Source organism: Butyrivibrio sp. LC3010, from assembly GCF_000424385.1.
Lineage (GTDB): Bacteria > Bacillota > Clostridia > Lachnospirales > Lachnospiraceae > Butyrivibrio.
In genome coordinates this window covers 122,676-145,835 of record NZ_AUJU01000007.1, presented here as the reverse complement: position 1 = coordinate 145,835, position 23,160 = coordinate 122,676, and the positions used below count along the sequence as shown (strand labels likewise).

15 protein-coding genes are annotated in these 23,160 nt (G+C 39.7%); 3 read left to right on the top strand and 12 right to left on the bottom strand.

Going from position 1 to position 23,160, the window contains the following annotated elements; genetic code table 11:
- Nucleotides 1–63: 63 nt before the first annotated feature.
- The 6 genes from G622_RS0107330 to G622_RS0107305 all read right to left on the bottom strand — a co-directional run bounded on the left by G622_RS0107330 (nt 64) and on the right by G622_RS0107305 (nt 9,737).
- On the bottom strand, nt 64–1,194 hold the full coding sequence (locus G622_RS0107330; RefSeq protein ID WP_026510166.1) for a glycosyltransferase family 4 protein: 1,131 nt from the start codon (nt 1,192–1,194) through the stop codon (nt 64–66).
- Complete coding sequence (locus tag G622_RS22055) at nt 1,191–3,428, bottom strand: glycosyltransferase (protein WP_049945735.1); 2,238 nt, start codon at nt 3,426–3,428, stop codon at nt 1,191–1,193. The genes G622_RS0107330 and G622_RS22055 overlap by 4 nt, the downstream gene beginning before the upstream one ends.
- Nucleotides 3,429–3,474: 46 nt before the next feature.
- Nucleotides 3,475–4,767, bottom strand: coding sequence for an ABC transporter ATP-binding protein (locus G622_RS0107320; RefSeq protein WP_026510165.1), 1,293 nt, complete (start codon nt 4,765–4,767; stop codon nt 3,475–3,477).
- A 73-nt stretch (nt 4,768–4,840) separates the two neighbouring features.
- Nucleotides 4,841–5,623 carry an ABC transporter permease gene (locus tag G622_RS0107315; protein WP_026510164.1) on the bottom strand — a complete coding sequence of 261 codons (783 nt, stop codon included), beginning with the start codon at nt 5,621–5,623 and terminating at the stop codon, nt 4,841–4,843.
- Nucleotides 5,624–5,711: 88 nt separating this feature from the next.
- A complete protein-coding gene (gene cps2T / locus G622_RS26850; RefSeq protein ID WP_330363582.1) occupies nt 5,712–8,093 on the bottom strand; it encodes a beta 1-4 rhamnosyltransferase Cps2T in 2,382 nt (793 codons plus the stop codon).
- Nucleotides 8,094–8,159: 66 nt separating this feature from the next.
- The gene (locus G622_RS0107305) at nt 8,160–9,737 is read right to left on the bottom strand and encodes an O-antigen ligase family protein (RefSeq protein ID WP_026510162.1); all 1,578 of its coding nucleotides are present in this window, start codon (nt 9,735–9,737) and stop codon (nt 8,160–8,162) included.
- Between the two features lie 920 nt (nt 9,738–10,657).
- Between G622_RS0107305 and G622_RS0107300 the strand changes: the two genes are divergently transcribed.
- Nucleotides 10,658–13,267: a response regulator gene (locus tag G622_RS0107300; RefSeq protein WP_242832980.1), complete on the top strand. Its 2,610-nt coding sequence runs from the start codon at nt 10,658–10,660 to the stop codon at nt 13,265–13,267.
- A gap of 9 nt (nt 13,268–13,276) precedes the next feature.
- Complete coding sequence (locus G622_RS25215; protein ID WP_081675221.1) at nt 13,277–14,122, top strand: aldo/keto reductase family protein; 846 nt, start codon at nt 13,277–13,279, stop codon at nt 14,120–14,122.
- Here the strand turns inward: G622_RS25215 and G622_RS0107290 are convergent.
- Nucleotides 14,019–14,846 (bottom strand): hypothetical protein, encoded by an 828-nt coding sequence (locus G622_RS0107290; RefSeq protein WP_155831431.1) that lies wholly within the window; start codon nt 14,844–14,846, stop codon nt 14,019–14,021. The two genes, G622_RS25215 and G622_RS0107290, sit on opposite strands and share 104 nt — an antisense overlap.
- A 670-nt stretch (nt 14,847–15,516) precedes the next feature.
- Between G622_RS0107290 and G622_RS24465 the strand changes: the two genes are divergently transcribed.
- A complete protein-coding gene (locus G622_RS24465) occupies nt 15,517–16,308 on the top strand; it encodes a hypothetical protein (protein ID WP_049945734.1) in 792 nt (263 codons plus the stop codon).
- 444 nt (nt 16,309–16,752) lie between these two features.
- Here G622_RS24465 and G622_RS0107280 read toward each other — a convergent pair whose 3' ends face one another.
- From G622_RS0107280 to G622_RS26845, 5 genes are all read right to left on the bottom strand, one after another.
- The gene (locus tag G622_RS0107280) at nt 16,753–17,694 is read right to left on the bottom strand and encodes a hypothetical protein (RefSeq protein ID WP_044957292.1); all 942 of its coding nucleotides are present in this window, start codon (nt 17,692–17,694) and stop codon (nt 16,753–16,755) included.
- Nucleotides 17,695–17,863: 169 nt separating this feature from the next.
- On the bottom strand, nt 17,864–19,654 hold the full coding sequence (locus G622_RS0107275; RefSeq protein WP_242832979.1) for an ABC transporter substrate-binding protein: 1,791 nt from the start codon (nt 19,652–19,654) through the stop codon (nt 17,864–17,866).
- A complete protein-coding gene (locus G622_RS0107270) occupies nt 19,651–20,598 on the bottom strand; it encodes a carbohydrate ABC transporter permease (RefSeq protein ID WP_242832978.1) in 948 nt (315 codons plus the stop codon). Before G622_RS0107270 ends, G622_RS0107275 begins: the two co-directional genes overlap by 4 nt.
- A gap of 48 nt (nt 20,599–20,646) precedes the next feature.
- The gene (locus G622_RS0107265; protein ID WP_026510156.1) at nt 20,647–21,546 is read right to left on the bottom strand and encodes a carbohydrate ABC transporter permease; all 900 of its coding nucleotides are present in this window, start codon (nt 21,544–21,546) and stop codon (nt 20,647–20,649) included.
- A 131-nt stretch (nt 21,547–21,677) separates the two neighbouring features.
- On the bottom strand, nt 21,678–23,066 hold the full coding sequence (locus tag G622_RS26845; RefSeq protein ID WP_044957290.1) for an ABC transporter ATP-binding protein: 1,389 nt from the start codon (nt 23,064–23,066) through the stop codon (nt 21,678–21,680).
- Between the last annotated feature and the right edge of the window lie 94 nt (nt 23,067–23,160).

The following is a 23,160-nucleotide window of genomic DNA, read 5'->3' as shown; positions in this document are numbered from 1 at the left end:
CGTTAACAATATTCTTCTCTATTATATCAAAAGTCACGGAAATACTCCGTGACTTTTCGATTTTTATCTGATTTTACTATATTCCTTACTTATCTTCTCAGCAATATCTTCCCAGGAGTACTTCTCTCGTATAAGATCAGCCCCTGCGATGCCAACGTTTCTCCAGTTTGACTCGTCTTCAATAGTTCTTTCCATAGTCTCCATAAGGCTACCAGCATTTCCTGCCTCGCAGACGTAACCTGTCTCTCTGTCCTTAACTATTTCGGTAAATGCCGGAATATTGGTTGCTATTACAGGTTTCTTATATGCATATGAGAGCTGAATAACTCCGCTCTGATATACATCAAGATATGGCAGAACGGCAATATCACAGGCTGAGTAGTAATATCCCACTTCTTCATCAGGTATGAATCCGATATCAGTCTTAAGATTCTTATCTGTCAGTCCGTATCTGTCTATAACTTCCTGATATATGCCAAAGTCATCCTTCCAGACGCTTCCCGCAATCGCAAGATATATATCGTCACGTTTCTTAAGCAGCTCCCCAAAGGCTTCAAGAAGAACTGCAACACCTTTTACCTTTTTTATCTGCCCAAAGAACAGAAATACCTTTTTATCCTTTGGTATACCAAGGTGTTCCCTCGCCTTATCTTTTTCATAAATGTCAGCAAAATCAAGGAAATTCCCATGTGGGATATATGAAACTTTATCCGCACACTCAGGGAACAGCTCCTTAAACCTGGTTACATTCGTCTTAGCCTGAACAATTATTGCATCTGCTGCCTCATAGATTTTCCCATGATAGTATCTGTCATAGAATTTCTCATTAAAAGGCAGTATATCATGCACTGTAACAACTATTCCGGCGCCCTGTGCTTTTAACCTTTTTATGTAATGATAATCCATTGGAGAAAGCTGAAACCACTGCAAATGAACTATATCCGTATTGTTTGCTTTTTGCTTTTTACAAATGTATCTATATGATTTTATGTAATTGGTGACTTTATCCAGTTTTGATACATCTTTTCTCGAAGTATTAAACGCATTGTGACAAGGGCACTTACAATACTCATTATCAGACTTATCATCGATGACGAGCTCTATATCGGTGCCCAGTGTCTTTAACGCATTAGCCAGGCTATAGGTATATTTATAATTAACCTTCGCAATTTGATCAATTAGTAGTATTTTCATATGTCTATATCAAGTCTCAGGATATCCTCAGCAGCCTTAGAAGTGAAGTTCTGCTCTATAAACTTCTCGCCTGCATCAGACATCTCTCGAAGCTTGTCATAATCCTCATAGATTGAGCAGATGTAATCTGCCATTTCCTGTGCATCATCCACAACATGCATATTTCCCATTGTGGCATCAAGCCCCTCTGCACCGATCGATGTGGTAACAAGAGGAATCTGATAGTAAGCAGCTTCTACAACCTTGCCCTTTACACCTGCACCAAATCTAAGAGGCACTATATCTATTCTGGTGTTCTTATACATTTCAGCAAGTTCTTCATCGGAAAGGAATCCGTCGATAATTATGTTATCGCTGGCAAGAGACATTACTTCTTCATTCGCCTTGCTTCCGACAACATGCCACTTAATGTCAGGATACTTCTTAACGATAAGAGGCATAACTTCCTTACCAAACCACATTACAGCATCTATGTTCGGCGGATGTCCGAATCCTCCCACATACATAAGGTCCTGTCTCTGAGAGAAGTCTTTCCTTATTCCCTCCGGCTTATCATCATATATATAAAGAGGTATATTTCTTATAGGCTTGTCCGGGAATGCCTTCTGCATTATTCCCTGTTCAAAGCTTCCAACCACATGTCCCACGTCTGCCTTTGAGAACAATTCGTACTCAATCTTCTTCCATTCTTCAGCAGATGCAAGCTTCTCCTTCTTGCCGGTGATCTCATATTCACGCTTTTCTCTTATATGATGAAGATCGTGAGCGAAATATATTATCTTAGCATCACCACAGTACTCTTTTATAAGATCGATGTACTTAATGGAGATATGCGGTCTCTGAAGGTATATATAGTCAAAGTACTTCAGGTTTTCTTTCAAAAATTCCTGCCAATTGTTATTGTAGTAGTTTCCGTACAACACCTCAATTCCAAGCTGGTTAAGTGTAGTAGTATAAGGCTCATGTTTATAGAAGTTGTCACCTATAAAGGTCACCTGGAATCCCATCTTCACAAACATCTTAAGGTACATGTATGTACATTTGCAGCCTGCATCCTGGTCATAGTGCGGAACATACTGGTCTATAACAAGGATATGCTTCTTGTATCTGCTTCTGTCCTTAGCTACAAAGACATTCTCACCATTCTTGAAATGATCTTTTTCAAGAACATCTTTCCACTTCTCGTAGAATTTCTTGGCATTTTCTACCTGATATGCCTTTTGTCCCGATGTAAGGTTAGTACCATTTGATACGCCTTCAAAATGAACAACAACTGATGCCGGCTGATAGACAACCTTGTAGCCATGCTTTCTGACTTCAAAAGCAAGGTCTGTGTCCTCGTAGTAAGCTGGAACAAATCTCTCATCAAAGCCGCCAAGCTCTTTCCAAAGGCTGCTCCTGATCATGATAGCCGCACCCGAGATGTAATCAGCCTCTTTCACATAGCAAAACTCAGGTCCATTGGGATTCTTTCTGTTTCCGTAGTTCCAGGCTGATCCGTCATTCCAAAGAATTCCGCCTGCCTCCTGAAGATAACCTGTAGGATATATGAGCTTTGAACCAACCATACCTATAGTCTCATCATCCATAAGCTTAACCAGTTCATCAAGCCAGTTCTCAAGTACCTGGGTGTCATTATTAAGGAAGAGAATATATTTTCCTCTTGCCTGTTTTGCTGCATTGTTACAGTTTAAGAGGAATCTGAGATTCTCCTTATTCCTTATATGATTTACTCCCTTTACCACCTCGTCAAGTCTGGTAGTAAAGTCAAATGAGTTATCATCAGCAATAATTATTTCGTAGGAAATATTCTTTGTCTGTTCTTTTATTGATTTCAGGCAGTGATATGTATAATCAAACTGATTATATACCGGTATAACTATAGAAACCGTGGGATTATCATAATGGTTGAAACTAATTGGTTCCAATCCTTCAAGCTTCTTAATCTTTTTTATTTTATACTCTTTAAGTAAAACAACACCTTTATTCTCAATTCTGTTATCATCGATGTCTTCAACATATCTGTATCTTAGGAAAACACCTTCCATGCCTTCCTTTTTAATAGTTCTGATAAAGCTCTTAATGTGTCTCGGACTAAGCGCGCTCAGTATAAACGCAGGATGTAACACACATCTTCTTATTACCTTTGCAAAGAAAAGTCTCCTGGATCCCTGCGGAAATAATTTATATTTTAATGAATCCTTGTTTGAATCATTGTCGTTTGTTGTTCCCATTTCTACTCCTCATATATAGACAAATTTTTTATGATATTCCCAAAGTCTATTTATATACGTCAACCTTACCCTTCTGCAGGTAAATTGTTCCGGGGATATCATATTCCCTCATTGGTACTCTGAATATGCAGACATCATCCATCCAGCACATCTGGACATGGTCATCCTGGAATCCGTTAGCGATTCCAACGGTGACGGTATAGCCTCCCTTATTCAGCTCAGGAAGCTTAAAAGTAAACTCAACCTCGGCTTCTCCCTCAAGAGCAGGAAGTTCAACCCCTATGGTATTAGTATTTATACCTATGACCTCGTTGCCAAGTCTGTCCCTGATTCCAAGTCCCATTATAGGTCTGTTCGCCATCTCATTAAACTTAACCTTGGCAATGAACCTGAATACATCTCCTGGCTCAAAAACGTCGGAAGTTTTATAGAATTCATTGTAGAGGCCGCAATGAGTAAGGGTAACCTGTCCATTTCCTTTATTTTTGATTCCACTTACTACTTCAGGAATGTTCAATCCTCTGTCGTTTTTCTTAAGTGATATATTTCCTTTGGCGGGACGATAATAATCCTCATCGTATGCTGCTTTTTTCTTCTCTTCATCGATTTTGTTAAGGATATACTCCTGATATTTCTGAAGTCCTTCTCCCACATCTCCATCAAATTTGAGTTCGCCATGATCAAGCCAGAGAACTCTGTCGCAGAACCTTGTAACCGCTGCAGTATCATGAGTAACAAGAAGAACTGTCTTGTCCTTCATGAGTCTGTCCATGGCTCTGTAGCATTTTTGCTGGAATCTTATATCACCTACAGAAAGAGCTTCGTCAACAATAAGCACATCCGGATCTGAGAAAATCTGTGTAGCGAATGCAAGACGTACAAACATTCCGCTTGAATAGTTCTTTACAGGCTGATTGATAAACTCTCCTATATCTGCAAATTCTATTATTTTCTCCATCTTCTCCTTCATCTCTTCCTGTGAAAAGCCAAGGAGTTTTCCATTCAGATTGATGTTCTCTATACCGGTGTAGTCGGGGTTAAATCCCGCACCAAGCTCCAAAAGGGCGGCAATTTTACCGTTGATATTCATCTCTCCGCTGGTGGCAGTGAGAACTTCCGTAAGCATCTTAAGAAGTGTAGACTTACCCGCTCCGTTAGAGCCTATGATTCCTACCTTCTCTCCTTTTCTTATCTCAAAGGATACATTTTTTAATGCAAAAAAGGATTTATGATAGCTCTTCTTAAATGGGTTAAATGCTTCTTTCAGTCTGTCCATTTCAGACTCATAGAGCTTATATTCTTTAGTTAATTTGTCTGCTTTTACAACAATTTCGTCCATATATTATTCCTTAATCAAAATAGATCTCCACGTTATCCGGATCTATTACAGTTGTTACATCTTGACTCAGTAGTTACAGTAAATCAGAGAAATGTATGCGAAGTGTCTTATACACTTTCATACCCAGTAAAATCAGTACTGCAACAACTATCCAGAAATACAGAGTCATCATAGGAGACTGCTGCCAGAAGCCTCTTCCTTCAATAAGGGCATCTCTGTTACCTTCAAAAATATAATAAAGAGGATTAAATCTTAAAACCTTTATTACTTTAGCATTCATTGATTCAGGAGCCCAGAATACAGGAGTCATCCAGAATCCCAACTGCAAAATGATATTTACGAGCTGTGCTGCATCCTTAAAGAATACTGATACTGCGCCCACCAGATAAGACAAGCCCACAAGGAGCATCATTACACACAATGAATAATATGGCACGCTGAGCCATGCTATTGTCGGTTTATATCCGTAAATCAGATACAGAAAAATCACAAACAGCATCAAAAACAAATGTATGCAAAGTGATGATAAAACCTTAATAATAGGAAGCTGCCATACTTTAAACTTCATCTTTTTTACAAGATAGGAGTACTCGTAAAATACATTTGTTGATGACAATAATCCATCATTGAAAAATGTCCATGGTATATAGCCGGCTACAAACCAGAGTATAAACTGTACATTGTTTACCGGGGGATTCCTAAAGCCCACCTGAAATACATACCAGAATACAAGCACGGTGATAAGGGGCTGTACATATGCCCATACTATTCCCAGCGCTGATCCGGAATATCTTGATTTTAAGTCATTTTTTACAAGGCTTAGGATAAGCTTTATATCTTCTCTTGTTATTTTCATTTTTCTCCTCTATAAACGCTTGTCTATCTCGGTCTAATACAGATACCCTAAGCGCTAATGATATCTGCTCCATTTATAAATATGAGTTTTACCTGAAGACTTTCTCATACTTTCCGGCGATATATTCCCAACTATAGGCCTCTCTGATCCTGTTCTTGGCCTTCTCGGAATACTTCTCTATCTCGTCGGATGGCATTTTTTCCACCTTATCGATAAGAGATGACAGGCTTCCATACTCTTTGCTCCAGTAAAGAGCGCTGTCTTCTCCACATTCTCTGTTAAATCCCACATCCAGAAGCAGATTCATCTTCGTACTGCCAAGAGCCTCCAAAAGGCTGGGGTTTGTTCCTCCTACAGAGTGTCCGTGTATGTATCCGAAAGCATTTTCTCTTATTTTCTTTAAAAGCTGTTTATCATAAACCGTGCCCACAAACCTTATACGTCTGTCTCTGCTGAAGTGAAGAATATCCTCCAGCTCATCCATATAGGTCTTGTTGATATTGGTTATTATCACAAGATTCCTGTCACTTCCGCTCTTCATATACTCGCGGATCATTGTCTCATAATTATTTTCAGGAACAAATCTTCCTACAATAAGCCAGCCAATCTCATTTAATGAATGATCGTGCATCCACTCAGTATACTTGGCATCATCATCAGCAAGCTTACTCTTTTCCAGCTCAGCGCCATATGAAATATACGTTGTTTTAGGATTATAAGAGTCATATGTAGCATTTATATAAGTCTCAATGTTCTTGCTGTCACATATTACAAGATCCGAATGCTTTATCATCAGTCTCTCAGAGATTTTCCAATATCTTCTGATAGCAGGCTTCCAGGTGGATCTCCTCCACTCATGTCCGTCTGGATTAACGTAGTATTCACCGCCAAGCTCATGTATCTTGTTGGCGATAATTCCTATAAAAGGTCCGATTCTGCAGGTAAGCACATAGAGAATCGGTTTCTCAGTCCTGTGTTTTCTGAAATACCTGATACAGTAAGCTGCTGCCATAAGGTCATATACTATCGCCTGAGCAGCACCAATCTGAGGCACATTTATCTTAAAGCAGTGAGCATTGTGATATGTAAACTCACTTTCACTGATAGGCACAGCACCCTTAAGCTTAGTCTCATCCATTGCTCCCTGGCCGTTAGCTTTGCAGGCAACAAGGTATCTTATTTTAACATTGTTAGCATGATATTCTGTCAGTTTATCAACAAAGGTCTCATATCCGCCGTAATTACCAAGACCCTTGGCACCTATAATACCGACTACTACCTCTCCTGCCCTTGAATCGTCAAGTTCAGCGTCTTCCTGAATCCTGGCATCATTCCTTGAAAGCAGGCAATGTGCAAGTATTATTCCATAAGCAATCCAGTTAACCGGATCGTCATATCTTCCTGCTGTGAACATGTATACTGTCACATAGATGAAAAGTGCAAGTGGCAGAATTCCGCCATAAAGAAGCACATATCCGATAAGGAAAATAACTATTCCGAGTACCAGAACACATCCTACGATTCCACCCTCTGCCATGAAGTAGAAGTACGCATTTTTAAAGCCCTCTACCAGCTCTGCCTGACTTAGTCTGTCTGAATAAAGGAGCTGTCCGATTCCGGTTCCCTTCCATCCTGTTTCCTTCATGATATCGGAAAATACTCCAACCGGTTCCTTTATCATATAGAAGAGACCCAAATCAGTTCCCTGGATCAAGGATGCAAGTCTAAAGCCATAAGTCGGGGAAATAACAATGATGGATATCAGCACAACCACAATAAATGTGGCGGAAAGAATCCATTTATATTTCGCTGCAGGATCAGCCACAATCTTATCTCTGTTCTTGGCAACATGTGCCATGAGCATTACAGATATGGCAAGTACGAGACAGATCATTCCTCCCATTCCATAAGAAAGCAACATATCAAGAAGAAGAATAAGACCTGCGAGAACTATTTGCCAGGACAATTTATATACAAGAATCTGATAAACACAGATAATAAGTGCAATTCCTGATACAAAGGATAAATACGAAGGCTCTGAATACAGGAGTTTAAGTCTGTTAAGGGAAGTACCTGATACATATTCATCAACCTTCCACAAAACTGAACCCGGAAGCATAAAAGCTGCCAGAGTCATCACTCCCTGACACAGTGCCACGCTGTAAACAAAGGCATGCTGTTCATATTTCTGAAAATTATTAATTACCCAGGATGCAAGGGTTATGTTCAAAAGCGCAGTCAGTATAAACGTCCCTGTCGCAGGAAAATCCATGGTGTGCGTAATCAGCTGTACCACCACTGCATAAACTACAGCAACCAGTGTTGTTCTAACTATCCCCTTCAGCTGTTGTTTTCTGGTTATGATATACCACGCCAGAACCAGAACTGAAAACACACTGATCAGTTCAGGCAGGCCGAAAGCTGCCAGCGACTTATTAAAGACTATTAAAAAACCCAAAATATATTCCATTTATATTTATCCTTAATTTGCGAGGTTTTAATCAAACTTAGATTTTATCAACAAGCCACAGATTGGTCAAGCCATGGCAATGGCAATGAACATATACATAAACGAAGTTCCATACACGTGCTGGAAGCAGAACATGCTGCATACCACATAACCCGTTACAGCAATAAGCCCCATTAAAGCGTGCTTATCTTCTGCTGCCTTTTTCCACATAATTATAAAAGAACTCACAATTATACCTATATATGAAAAACATCCCAGGATTCCGTTCTCAACAATCATGTTCAAATACTCGTTGTGAGCCGTCATGAGCGCTTTTTCACCAAATTCGCTTTCGATTATCACTCTGAGATCCTCAAAAGAATTCAGATACTGCTCATAGCATCCCTGCCCCATTCCGATAAGTTGTCTGAAAAACGGCATTCTGCCAAAGGCCATTACAGCGCATTTCCAGTTGGCTCCTCGCCTGTTCCCCCAGTGTACATCAAAATTAAAAAGACCTATTCCTGATAATGTCCCTGCCTTTTCAGGATTATTTGTGGTTATTACTATTGCAGCAATGGTCCCTATAACAAGCACGGCACCAATAGCCACCAATGCCCTGTATATATTTTTGAAAATACCGGCCTTCCACTCTCTGTTTTTAGTGCAATAGATGACCATATACAAAAGGATTCCGGCGGCAAGGATCAGAAATCCCACTCCTGTTCTAAGGAGCTTATTGGGTCCGTCATTATATTCGTCAACAAAGGTAAATTTGCCCGTAAATACATGATAAATAAGAAGATATACTACACTCGTGGAGATTCCAAAAGTAATAAGAAGCTCTGAGAATCTTTTCATAAGCTCTCTTTCTCTTATGCATATCCCGAGAATTACAAAAAACTCTCCTGCCATAACAAGAAGAATTGTGTCGCTTCCTATCTCCCAGGCTCCGGCAAAAATAAACAACTGAGTGATCACCACGATAGTTCTTCTGAGAAGTCCCTTTTCATGGATGAACATTCCCATGGCTACGCCCAGCATTACTGCCAGATAAATACATGCCCAGTTTGTCTGTCCAAGTGTTGATGTAAAAAGATTGAATTTTTTACCCATATCAAGGGGATAGATGTCAAAGCCATTCAGAATAATAAACAGACTGCTTAGACCCGCACCTATTGAAAAGGCTATGAGTATAAGTAATTTATCTTCAAAATAATGGTATACAAGGAGAGCCGCCAAAAGAATCAACCCCTGAGATATGATACCCATATGCCAGCTTCCGTTTCCGACAATTGATAAATCGCGGTCCACGGAAAACAGCCAGGTTACCATATTAAATAGAAGATGCGCAGCAATAAGGATAATTGGAATCGGATATGAGGTTAGCTTTCTGCCATCCCCCTTTTCAGCTCCCTTACCTGCCACTTTCTCTTTAAATATCCTGCCAAAGACTTTTTCAGCAGTAAAGCATATTACCCCTGCCAGAACCAGGAATGCAATGGTAATTCCCCTGTAAAACTTGTATTTTGCATCAGCTATATCGATATATCCGTTATTGTAATATAGCGGCAAAATTGCCAGCATGGCGATCAAATAATAAGTAGTTACATCGCTGCCATACTCATGTATTATCTGTGCTGTTGATTTATCCCTTTGTTTCAAGACTTTTCCTCCGCTTTTCACACTATACGCATTCTATCATATTTTAATGAATACTGCTTAAATACATTCCGTTAAAGATTATAGATTCCTGTTTTTCCTCAGAAAAACGGGAATCGTATTGGACCAGGTCCTCGCGAAGCGAGGGGCGTGTCCTGCCGAAGGCAGGATTTTTGCGGGCGATTTCCGCTTTTGCCCGCAAAAAGTCATGGAAATCTTTATTTGAAATTCCCATTACTTTATAAAAAATTAACCAAATTACATTTTTTCATAATTGATTGACCAAAAACCGATTTGTAAAATTAATGTGGATGTTTATTGATGACTTACAGATTATTGAATGATGATTCTTATATTAACGAGGTCTTCTCATGCCTGATAGATTCAGAAAGAACAAATGGTTAATCAGAACAATATATGTTATCGTTTTCCTCGCACTCTTTTCACAGATGGTGAGCATATATTTTCTGGATAATTATATGTTTGTACATAGACTCGGACTTGATATAAATTTCCGATACCTTCCATTTATTCTAATAGGAAGCTTATTTGGTTATTTTCTTGCTCTGAATGCCTATCTCGTCCTCTTTATTACGGCTGTCTTTTTAAACAGCATGGACGCATTTCTGCTGACTCCTTATATGATAGTTATATTCCTATACTCTATTTTTTCACAGTACAGGTGGTTTAGGACCAAAGAAAAAACTATCAGCGCTTTTATATGCAGTTATTTGGTTTGCCTTATTTTCGAAAGTCTGAATAACGAATATATGATCAAATATGATTTCGAGATGGGGCGGATAAATACCATTCTTAATCACACAACCGGCCCGCTTTTTTCGTGTCTTGTCGGATGTTTTTTCCTATATATATTTTTTAACCATGCACCGGATTTCATAAAAGGGATTTTTCCTTTAGGTTACATGTACACCCGTGAGTATGTGGAAAATCTGATCCTGCAGAATTCCATAAAAAAGACCCGCATCAGCACTAAAATCAGCACGCTTATCATCATTGAAACTGTGCTATTAAGCGTGTTCTCCATTATTTTTATAAGCATTCTGTTCCCGGATCTTAGGCATATGATGAATGATGGCTTAAGACAAACACGCAAAATAGGGGATGACATTATTTTCAGATACAATAATTACGGTATAGCGTTTACAGTTAAAATGATTTTTATGGAACTGAGCATTGCTGTCCCCATCGCAGCTAATATCCATTTCTATGCAAAAACGAGAATCGGCAGTCCTATTGGGCAATTGTCTAATTATATGCTCAAATTCACCGACACAAACGATGAAAACCGCACAGAATATCTTCAAACCATAAAAAGCAATCCTATCAACACCCATGATGAGATCACAGACTTGTACTATTCCATGATGATCACATTAAATGAAGTAACCGGCTACATTGAGAGAATCAAGGAAGAACAAAAGCTGGAGGAAGATCTGAGAGTCGCTGAAGCTGCAAGTGAAGCCAAGTCATCTTTCCTTTCAAATATGTCCCACGAAATCCGCACGCCTATAAACGCCGTGCTCGGAATGAATGAAATGATTCTTCGTGAAAGCTTCGAGCCTTCGACCCTTGAGTATGCATCCACCATTCAGAGTGCCGGGAACACTCTGCTCTCTCTGGTAAATGACATCCTTGATTTTTCAAAAATCGAAGCCGGAAAAATGGATATTCTGCCTGTGCAATATAACCTTAGCTCTGTGATCAATGACCTGGTAAACATGATCCTTCGCAGGGCAAAGGACAAAAACCTTGAGCTGAAAGTAAATGTATCAGAAAGTATCCCTGATCTTTTGTTTGGTGACGAGATAAGGATTAAGCAGTGTGCTACAAACATCCTTACAAATGCCGTTAAATACACTGAAAAGGGTTCTGTTACACTGGACATCTCGTTTGAAAAGCTGGAAGAATATGATAATTCCGGGAAAGAGAACACTAATGCTAATGGCACAAATGATGTGACTGTAAGTTCTTTAAAGGATTCTTCTGTTTCATATGGTGCAAATAATGAAACTATCAGTTCTGTAAAGGATTCTACTGTTTCAAATGGAACAAACTCTGATAAGCAAAAGACTGATAATACTGAATATATCACTGTCGAATCTGAGAATCGAAGAAATTTTGTCGGTAAGATTGCTCTAAAAATACGGGTTATCGACACCGGAATCGGCATTAAAGAAGAGGACATCAATAAATTGTACTCTCCCTTCGAGCGCATCGAAGAAATACGCAATCGCTCAATTGAGGGCACAGGCCTCGGCATGAGCATCGTCAAGAAGCTTCTTGCCATGATGAATACCCGCCTCACCGTCGAAAGTGTCTACGGAGAAGGCTCTGACTTTTCATTTGTCGTAGAGCAGGAAGTCTGCGACTGGGAGCCCATCGGAGATTTTGAAAAGCGTTACAAGGAAACTATCTCTACCAGGAAAAAATATCACGAGAGTTTTGTTGCACCTGACGCCAAAATACTCGTTGTTGATGATACCAGCATGAATCTTACGGTTATTATAGGTCTCCTTAAGAAAACCCTTATACAGATCATCACTGCAACAAGCGGACGAGAAGCCCTTGGTTTGGTTGCTAAGGAAAAATTTGATCTAATTTTCCTGGATCACAGAATGCCGGATATGGATGGAATCGAGACCCTGGATGCCATAAAGAAGCTTCCCGATAATCCTAATTCTGATACCCTGTGCATCGCTCTCACAGCAAATGCCGTTGCAGGCGCCAGAGAATTTTATCTTAATGCAGGCTTTGAAGATTATCTTTCCAAACCTATAGATCCGGCGCGACTTGAAAACATGCTCGCCATGTACTTACCTGAAGATAAAGTACATAAGGCTGATCCATCCGGTGCTGACGAGGCTGAATCCTCCGGAGATTTTAATACCGCCAGTGATAATGGTTCGTCAATTATTAATTTCAACATTTTTTCCGGAATAAATATGGAAGAAGCCATTAAAAACTGTGGAAGTAAAGAAACTGCTCTCATGGTAATTGATGATTTCAAAATAAACCTTCCGGATAAGTATTCTGCCATAAAAGAATTCGAAAGCACAGATGATATAAAGAATTTCACCATACATGTCCATTCTCTTAAAAGTTCTGCCAGAATAATCGGAGCCGGCAAATTATCAGAACTTGCAGCTGAGCTGGAGATGCTTGGTGATAAGTGGAATGAATCCTCAAAGGATCCGTCTATGCGGGATACCATCCACGAAAAGACCATAGTTCTCCTTGATATGCTCGGAGAATACTTGTCTTTCTGGGGACTATCTGCTGATGAATCCTCAAACGAAGAGTCAGACTCAAAGCCCGTTATTTCACCTGATGAACTGGACAGCGCTTTTAATAATATAAAAGAACTCATGGAGGCATTCGATTATGACAATGCTTCAGAGATTTATAAGATGCTATCTGACTATACCATTCCTGCTGATAAGCTGGAAAAATATAACCTTACCGGCAAATACCTTGCCAGTGTTGACCGTGAGAAGCTTTTGGAATTATTGTGAGGATTAAATATGGATACTGTTCGTTTAAACAATCAAATCGAAATGCCAATCCAGGGCATAGGTACAAAAGACTTATCTGATCCTGACATCTGTGAGCAGGTAGTTCTTTTCTCTTTTATGAACGGATACAGGCTCATCGATACGACGCCTTCCTACCATAATCAGGCCTCTATAGGAATTGTTATTTCAGAGCTGTCCATCGACAGGTCCGAGCTGTTTATCACCTCACGAATCAGTCCTTTTTATTATAAGAAAAACAGAACGCTTAGATGTATCGAAAAAACCTTAAAAAATCTTCGCACTGACTATCTCGACCTTGCTTTATTAGAAACTCCAATCATAAAAGGATGGCAAAATGCCTGGCAGCAATTAGAAAAGGCTGTTGAAAAGGGGCTTGTAAAATCTATCGGTGTCTGTAATTTTATGACCGAAAAATCCCTGGATGAATTGTGCAGTATTGCGAACATCAAGCCTGTGGTTGACCAGATTCAATGCCATCCGTTTTTACAACAGCGTCATATACAAAAAAAGCTGAATGAGAAAAACATTCAGCTTGAAGCGTGGTATCCACTAGGACATGGACATTCACTTTTATTAAATAATTCTGTTCTAATGGATATTGCTACCGCGCATCATACCACTGTTCCGCAGATAATTCTAAAATGGCATCAGCAGATGGGGCATGTCTATATCACAAAGTCATCAAACCCGGATCATATTCAAAGGAATCTGCATCTGGATCACTTATGTCTTACGCCTGATGATATGAAGCAGATCGAAGCCTTAGATGTGAGTCGAAGCTTCTATCAGATTCCTGAGTTTGTTCAGAAGCTGGAATATTCCTTAGTTCACTAGAAAGGCTGCTAAGCATCTCCCGAAGTAGTGAACCACGCTCAGCGTATGCCGTTACGGGATTATCAACATCCGCCCCCAAATTATTTATGGCTCCCAGAGCGTTATTCCCATCCGCCGTAAAATTACTGATGGCTCCTAATGTGTTATCCCTGAGACTTCCCAGAATCGAAGATGTATTGTTATCCTCTGTTCCTACCGCAAGATCTGAAAACAAGCCTGATGTAAAATCAGCTTTATCAGTCAAAGAGTTTTGAAGTGAATCCTTCATCATCGCAGCATAAAGGTAATTCTGCATTATCAGTGTACTTCTGGCCTCGCCATCAAAAGCGGACTCCGCACCTGCTCCTGCAATACCTGAAAGCTTCTGCGCCAGTTTCTCAGAGATATTCTCCCCTGCTGAATCCTCTGATAATCTCTCAGCCGCTGTCTTCAAGGTCTCCAACGTCTCATCACTCATATTTGCATTTTCTAATCTGCCGGATTGTATGGCTGCTTCCAGAATGGCCGAAAAAGTATTTGCTCCTGTAAGTTCACTTGTAGCATCTAAAGATTCAAGCGAACCACCAGGGTCAGCAAGTGCCGCTATGCCTTTGATAACTGATCCCCCAGTTAATGTTTTGTTGTTTAAGGAATTAAGTGAAGTTAAATTGCTGTAATTTGAAACTATGGACGAAAGATAATCATAATCCATAATAAGACTCCCCCGTGATATTCCCTGATCCATATAAAACGCTCCCCGGCTACAGTAAGCTTCAAAAGTATTTTCAGCCCACCATAGCACTACGTATTGTTGCGCAGGGACTTTGAAAATGTCGCACTTAGCAATCAAAATCCGGCGCATCAATCGACATCAGGTAAAATCCTATGTCGTTTACCATAGATCAAGGAGTATCTATAACAATTCTCATACAACAGAGCTATCCAGCCACTATATATTATCAACCACAATATATAGTAGTTTCCCCATAAATAGTATACCACAATTATGATTTTTTTCTACTCGTTTTTTTGACGGATTCTAAACTTTTACCGTTTATTTAATTATCATATTATTTCGCTTGTTTTCACTATTGACAATTAATATGATTCGGTTTATTATATCAACGCACTTAAGGGAGAAGTGCATCGCTCACAAGATAATCATCTTGTGATTTCCATTATTTACAAAATCATAAACAGACGGTTCTGAGGGACTATTGAATTGATACACTGATTTTTGCTCAATAAGCAAGCTATTTTTGAAGTTCAAACCATTGAGCAATAATGCGAAACGTTTTACATTTTTCTATTTTTGTACAAAGTTTTTGGCACTTCACATACAAATATTTCTGATGAAATTCCGGAATATCAGATAATTCACACTATTTTATGCATATAACCGAAAGGATAAATCTATGGACATGAGAAAAGCATTTAAGAAAAGAGAAGAAGAACTTACCATGGTCTTAAAAGACTGTGATTCAAAACTAAAGAAAGCACCTTCAGGTAATTTAAAAGTCAACAATTCCAAAAAGGCTACATGCTATTATCTTAGAAAATCAGGAACAGATAAAGTAGGTACATATATCAGAAAGCAGAATATTGATACTGCAAGGAATCTTGCTCAAAGAGACTATGAACTTGAGGTTAAGGATTCCATATGTAAAGAAATATCTGCCATACAGTCTTATAACCGCAAAATGCCAAAGGCCACCTACGAACATACCTATGACAATCTGAATATTGCAAGGAAAGTTCTGGTAATTCCCCACTATGTGCCTGATGAAGAATATGTATCTACATGGCTTGCAGAACCCTATGATCCTCTTGAATTTGAAGATGGTTCTGTATTGCACTATGCAGACAACGATATTCGGGTCCGATCAAAATCAGAAGTCATGATAGCCAATGCTCTCTACAAAGCCGGTATTCCTTTTAAGTACGAATGCCCTGCATTTATTGGCAATAAAAAGATTTATCCTGACTTCACAATATTAAAAATGCCAAGCAGAAAAATAATCTATTGGGAACACCTGGGAATGCTTGATGATGACCTGTATCTCAACAAAAATATGGAGAAACTGGATAACTATGAGGCAAACGGAGCCTTTCTTGGAGACGGACTAATCATAACAAGAGAAACAGCGAAGCGCCCCCTAAACATGAAACAGATATGGACTCTGATTGAGCACCACTTCATGCAGTAATGGTAGGACTCACCCTGCGGGGCTACTTACTGCCCGCCGTGCAGTCTATTCGCGCACTTGTTTTATTGGGACTCCCTCTGCGGGAACTTCTTACTGCCCGCCGTGCAGTCTATTCGCATACTTGTTTTATAAGGACTCCCTTCACGGAGATATTATTCCGGTTAGTGATAAGTCTATTGCGTGTTATTGTCTTATGGGACTGACTCATCATATAAATATTCTATTTGAATATCAGTCCCAAAGATATCATCCTACTTCAAGGACTCTTCATAACCCCAAACTCTAATTCACTCTTTTCAGTCTAATTCAAATTTCTTCGCGCTCAGACTGATTACAGACCGAAATAGTATCCCCGCGAAGGGAGTTCTGAACAAAAAGCAGCCGGAAAAATGCTCAGCATTTTTCCGGCTGCCCAGAATAATTCATATTAAACAATACATAAAATTACTTAACAGTTACTTCTGTAATGTGAGGGTTAACACCTTCATACCAGTAAAGGAAGCCCTTCATATCAACTGTATCACCAACCTTAAGGTTCTGAACTGCCTTATAAGCATCTGAAGTCTTGTCGCAAAGGTATGATTCAACAGTAAATGTGTATGTCTTACCATCAGCAGAAACATTGAAGTAAAGGTCATCACCTTCAGTACCTGAACCATCATAGTTGTAAAGGAAAGGTACATCATTACCATCAGCATCCTTGCTTGCTTCGATTACCATATCTGTGAAAGATACGTATTCGTTCTGGTGATCAATAAGATTCTCATCCGCAAGCTGTGCTGTTACGTCTGTAGGCTCAGCAACAAAGTTGCCATCCTCGATTTCAAACTTAGCATCTGTGATTTCTACTTCACCTGACCACTCTGACTTATAACCAGTAACCTTGATCTTTGTGCCTTCCTTAAGTTCATCATACTCTTCCTGTGTGCAAGGCATGTTGTAAAGGAAGTAAGCACCATCTTCAGCCTGTGTATAGAATGTAGCGTTACCAACGCCTTCATTCTCCCACCAGCCCTGCTTAGCCTGAACGTAGGTCTCAACAGTAACCTCTGAATCAAGATCAGCAGCTACATAATCATCATGTGTCATAACTTCACCTGAAGCTGTGCTCTCAGCATCTTCGCCTTCAGCTTCCTCAGCATCAGTTTCTTCTGTGCTCTCTTTAGCTGCTTCTTCTGTTGTCTCTTCTTCAGCACTCTCTTCAGCTTCTGCTTCTTCTGTTGTCTCTTCAGCTGCATCCTCAGCCTCAGTAGTTTCTTCAGCTGCGCTCTCTTCTGTCTCAGCCTCAACTGCAGCTTCTTCTGCAGGCTGGCTCTTAGCGCCACAACCGATCATGCTGAATGCAAGACCAAGTGTTAATAATGTTGCGATAGTCTTCTTTTTCATAATAATCCTCCTAATAAAAAGACAGCGGACATATAAATGTTCTCTGCCATTTACATTACCGCCGCCTATTATATCACAATTTCCCTATTTGCGAGAAATTCTTCAACAATTTATTAAATATTGCCTTCAAGCAAACACAGTAATCACATGCTCAAATCAATATAGAATATTAACGTTTCCGTTTCAGAGCCCGTCTTACAAGGTATGCCCCTATAAGTATCCAGACTAAAACCAGTCCTTCTATAAGTCTTCTGGATTCGACAGGAAGCTCTCCAAACTCCGCCTTTCCTGAGACAACGGCACTGCTCTGATCAAGATGATAGAGACTTCTTGTATCCTCATAAAGCTTCTCTATGTAAGCATCGTCCACCTTGGTTTTTCTGCGAACTGACTTTGTTACATTTTCAATCAGCTGTCCTGCTGCATCTCTAAGTGAGGTAGAACCGTTAAAAACGCTTGTTGTGAATGTGTATTGCTGGTTGTTAAGAAGAAGCTTTGTAGCATCTATCTTCACATCGTAATAAGTGGAATTATCCTCACCTGCTCTGCTCAGATAGTCCTGATATTCAGCAGATTCCTGAGCCTTTGAAGTAACAGGAACGTATCCTTCTGTTTCAGCATAAGCAATCTGGACATCATTTGTCAGCATATATTGAGCAAAAAGCCATGAAGCAAGTACCTCCTGAGGATCTTCCTTACTGAAAATACAAAGTGAAGGCCCCTGAGAAATCATGGCATACTGACTTCCATCATTAGTATTTGGTGAAGTCGCAACCTGCGGTACAGGATAAACTACGGTCTCAAAGTCAACAATCTTATCCTCAGCGATATCGCAAAGCGGCGCATTGGTGCCCATCCAGGTTGATCCGGCAGTTGAATCCACAGCAAATATGCATTGTCCTGCGTTCAGGAAATTTGCAGGATATCCTGAAATCTTAAAGGTTGAAAAGGCTCCGCTTTTTGCATGCTTTGCTATTGTTTCAAGATTCTTTTTTGTATCATCATTAAAAAGAAGGATATCTCCTGCAGGATTGGAATACTCTGCCCCCTGCTGCCTTAACATATGAATCATCATGTTATCGGTAGATTTGTAGATAAATGGTATCAAAACCTTCTGTCCATTAAGCTTAAAGGTTCCATCATCATTTTTCTCGGTGGCTGCCTCAGACACTTCCCATATGAAATCCCAGGTAAGTACTTCCGGAAGCTCAAATCCAAGTTTCTCCACAAAATCCTTGTTTACATAGCAGGCCTCTGTAGATCTCATATATGGCACCGCATAATGGCTTTGCCCTATTTTGCACTCTGTAAGGAACTGCGGAATAATTTCATCCCCGGTGGGCGCATTAAATTTTACTTCACTTCCTCCAAGCCCATACTTGTCATTTGCAAAAAGGTCATCCAACGGCACAACCGTATTCTCTCCGGTCAGATATGTTGCGATATGGTCCGGATAAGTTATACAAACATTCGGTGTAGTATTTGTAGAAATATTCGTTATTACGTCATTATATATCTTTCCGTAATCCGTATATAAACGAATAGTCACATCGATATTTGGATATATTTTCTCAAAATCAGAAATCGCTTTTTCGTATATCTTTGTCTGGGTCTTGTTTGTATCATTCTTGGCCCAGAAGGTAATCTCATATTTCTTTGATTCATCAAAAGTCTCAGGGATTTCAAACCCTTGAGTTTTCCTGCTTCCGTGGCAGGCAGTAAGAGACAGTGATGCAAAAATAACCAAAATTGATATTGATACTGTCCGAATACGAGTTTTAAGTCCAACGCCTGCCCATGAACCTGCAGCCGACATTTTATCCAGAATATATCCGCTCACACTTTTCCTTAATGTATGACTTTCCGAACGATAACGAGAAAAAATCGTACGGAAATCCGGCTTACTTTTAATTCCACCTATATCCCGCCGCAGAATCCTATCTATTACATAAAAGCTCATCCCTTCGTGCCTCCTCTTGCGACTCCTGCCATAATCCTTTTCCTGAAAATAAGGAACAGCACCATAAGAGGTATGGATATTACAACTACCGCAGCCATCATTGCCGGAATGTTTTCACGTCCAAAACCATTTTCGCGAATCTCCTGGATTCCGTTTGATACAAGAAAATATGCAGAATCATCAGTGATGAGTCTCGGCCAGACATAGGAGTTCCAGCATTCGATGACTTTAAGGATGGTGATCGTGATAATTGTTGGTCTTGAAATAGGAATCATGACACGCCACAAATATCGAAGATCACTTGTGCCATCAACTTTTGCTGCCTTGTATAGCTCATCCGGAATCTGCTCGAAGTTTTCCTTTAACAGATAAATATAGAAAACCGCAACAACTGAAGGAAGCACCAGCCCTGGAAATGAATTGCGCATATTAAGATCAGTTATTGTCACATAATTGGTTATAATGACAAGCTCATTGGGAATCATCATGAGTGAGAGAAAAAATGCAAACAAAAGGTTTTTCCCCGGGAATTCGAGCCTTGAAAATGCGAAGGCTGAAAGAACCACTATCACAAGCATGATAGCCGTTGTCAGAACTGTAAAAATCACTGAATTGATCAGGTACCTTCCAAGTGACACCTCTGTAAAGGCACTGACATAATTCTGAAATGTGGGCGATGTGGCGATAAGCCTGGGCACAAACTCGCTGTTATAGGAGCTGTAGCTCTTGAATGACGTAATGATCATCCAATAAAAAGGGAACAATACGATTATTGCCCAAAATGTAAGGAAAAGATATTTCACAACGGTCGAAGTATTATTCTTTACCGATGTTTTCCGTATTATTTTTTCCCTTGAATTATTATCTATTGAATCATTTTCTTTTGAACTTGTTTCCATAGAATCATTTCCTTTAGATCTTGTTTCTGTTGAATCATTTTCCATAAAACTTGGACTTCTTGCGGAGCTAATGCAGAAGTCATGTTTTTTTCTCTACTGATAGTATACGGTCTTTTCACTGACAAGAAGATTTATGACAGTGATCGTAAAGACAATTGCAAACAGGATTATGGCAGCTGCCGATGCGTAGGACGGGTAACCACCGCTATTTCCGTAAAGCATGTCGTAGATGTATCCGACAATTGTATTCATTCCGGCAGCATTCAGGTCTGTTCCAAAAAGTGCAACCTCATCGCTGTATGCTTTGAAGGCTCCGATAAATCCGGTAATCACAAGATAAAAGATCATAGGTGAGATCATCGGCAATGTAATTTTTACAAAAACTCTCCATTTTGGAGTAGCGTCTATCTGAGCTGCTTTATAGTATATTCTGTCAACAGATGCCAAAGCACTGGTTAAAATCAGTATCTTAAAAGGTAGTACAATCCAGATGGTGTAAAAGCACATGACGAACATCTTCGCCCAGTATGGTCCGTCGATGAAGTCCACGCTCTCGCCTCCAAAGAGATTTATCAGCACATTTACCATTCCGTCTGTATATGCTGTCTTCTGAAAAAGTATCATGAAAACAAGGCCAACCGCCAAGGTATTTGTCACATATGGCAAAAAGTATATAGTCTGAAAAAGGTCTCTTAGCTTTTCAATAGAACTTAGCGCCAGTGAAATCAAAAGCGCGATTCCTGTGGACAGCGGAACCGTCACAAGAACGATAATGAAGGTGTTTTTCAATGCCTTAATAAAATACGGGTCATGAAGAACATATGAATAATTATATCCCCCGACTCCCATATAACTTCCCGATGCGTAGTTATATCCCTCTTCAAAGGAATATATGAAAACATCTATCATCGGATAGACAAGGAAAACTCCAAGAAATATTATGGCAGGCAGCAAGCATAAAAATGCCGTATATATCTGTTTTTTGTTGCTCATGGGAATTTCATCCTCATTCGTCAGCTTCACTGACATCTTCCTAATTAAAATCTGTGACTTATTTTCGCGTTATTGAACCTTTAACATATTTCCTTATTGTTGTAGAAAAAGCCTCAATTATCTTTCTTAGATTACTTATTTATTCTAAGATTTATCTGGGTTGCTTCATCAAAAACATGCACTTTTGATGGTTTGAGTCTAAATGCTACTTCACCGCTTAGAATCTGTGGTCTTCTCTCTGAAGGAATGATTGCTCTTATAATATTTCCGTCAAAATCTGCATTCTTAGAGATTATGCTGGTATCACGTCCCATAACCTCCATTTTTACAAAATCGCAGTGCAAAACATTTTTATCACTGTCTGAAACCACATCTCCTAAAGAGACATCCTTATTATCAAAAAAGTCTGCCGCTTTGTGTGAACCTTTCTCCACCGTATCTTTGTTGCTGCGCTTAGATTCTGCGTCGATTCCTTTCTCAGTAACCATCTCAAATCCTTCAGGCCGAACCGCTATATAAACATTCCTCTCGGTTCCGTTATTGCGCACCGAAGCATTCTCCTCAATCACGTTTCCGGATCTGCTGTAATTTTCTATATTATCTTCCTTAACTGTTCCTACGGTATTTTTATCATTCCCTTCGGTATTTTCTCTTCCGGAACTGCTGGCAAAAGCAAGTGCATCAGACTCCTCATAGAGCATCTTTTCCTCCATGACTCTGTCTTTTCCTATATAAATACCACCATCCTTAAGTTTTCCATGGAAAACATTTATCTGAGGTGTTCCAAGGAATTTTGCTACAAAGAGATTATCAGGATGATCATAAACTTCCTGAGGTGCTCCATGCTGCATGATTTCTCCGCTTTTCATGACCAGCATCACGTCACAGATACTCATGGCTTCTTCCTGATCGTGGGTTACGAATATAGTGGTAATTCCTGTCTCAAGCTGAATCCTCTTAAGTTCCTCCCTTGTTTGAAGGCGAAGTCTGGCATCGAGGTTTGATAGCGGCTCATCAAGAAGAAGAACCTTTGGTCTTTTCACAAGTGCTCTTGCTATGGCCACTCTCTGCTGCTGTCCGCCAGACATCTCAGAGGGCTTTCTGTCCAAAAGATTCTCAATCTGAACAAGCTTTGCGACTTCCATAACTCTTCTGTCCATCTCTTCTTTTGAAAGTTTGTTTTTTCCCCGGAGATTTTCAAGAGGGAATTTGATATTATCCTCTACATTCAGATGCGGATATAATGCATAATTTTGGAAAACCAACCCCACTCCCCTGTCTTCAGGAGGAAGCTCTGTTACATCCTCATCTCCAAAATATATTTTTCCTGCGGTTGGTTTTTCCAGTCCGCTTATAAGATTTAAAACCGTACTTTTTCCGCAACCAGACGGACCGAGAAGTCCTACCAGTTTTCCATCCGGTATCTCGTAGGTAAAATTCTTTACCGCGATTGTTTCTTCTTTAATTTTCCTGTTCCTGCTTGGGAATTTTTTTGTGAGATTATCTAAAACTATTTTCATACTCCCCTGGTCCTCATGGTTCCAAGTCTATTGACACTTTGGTAATCAGATAAGTTGCCTGACCGATTATCAATATGCGTTATCAATACACAAC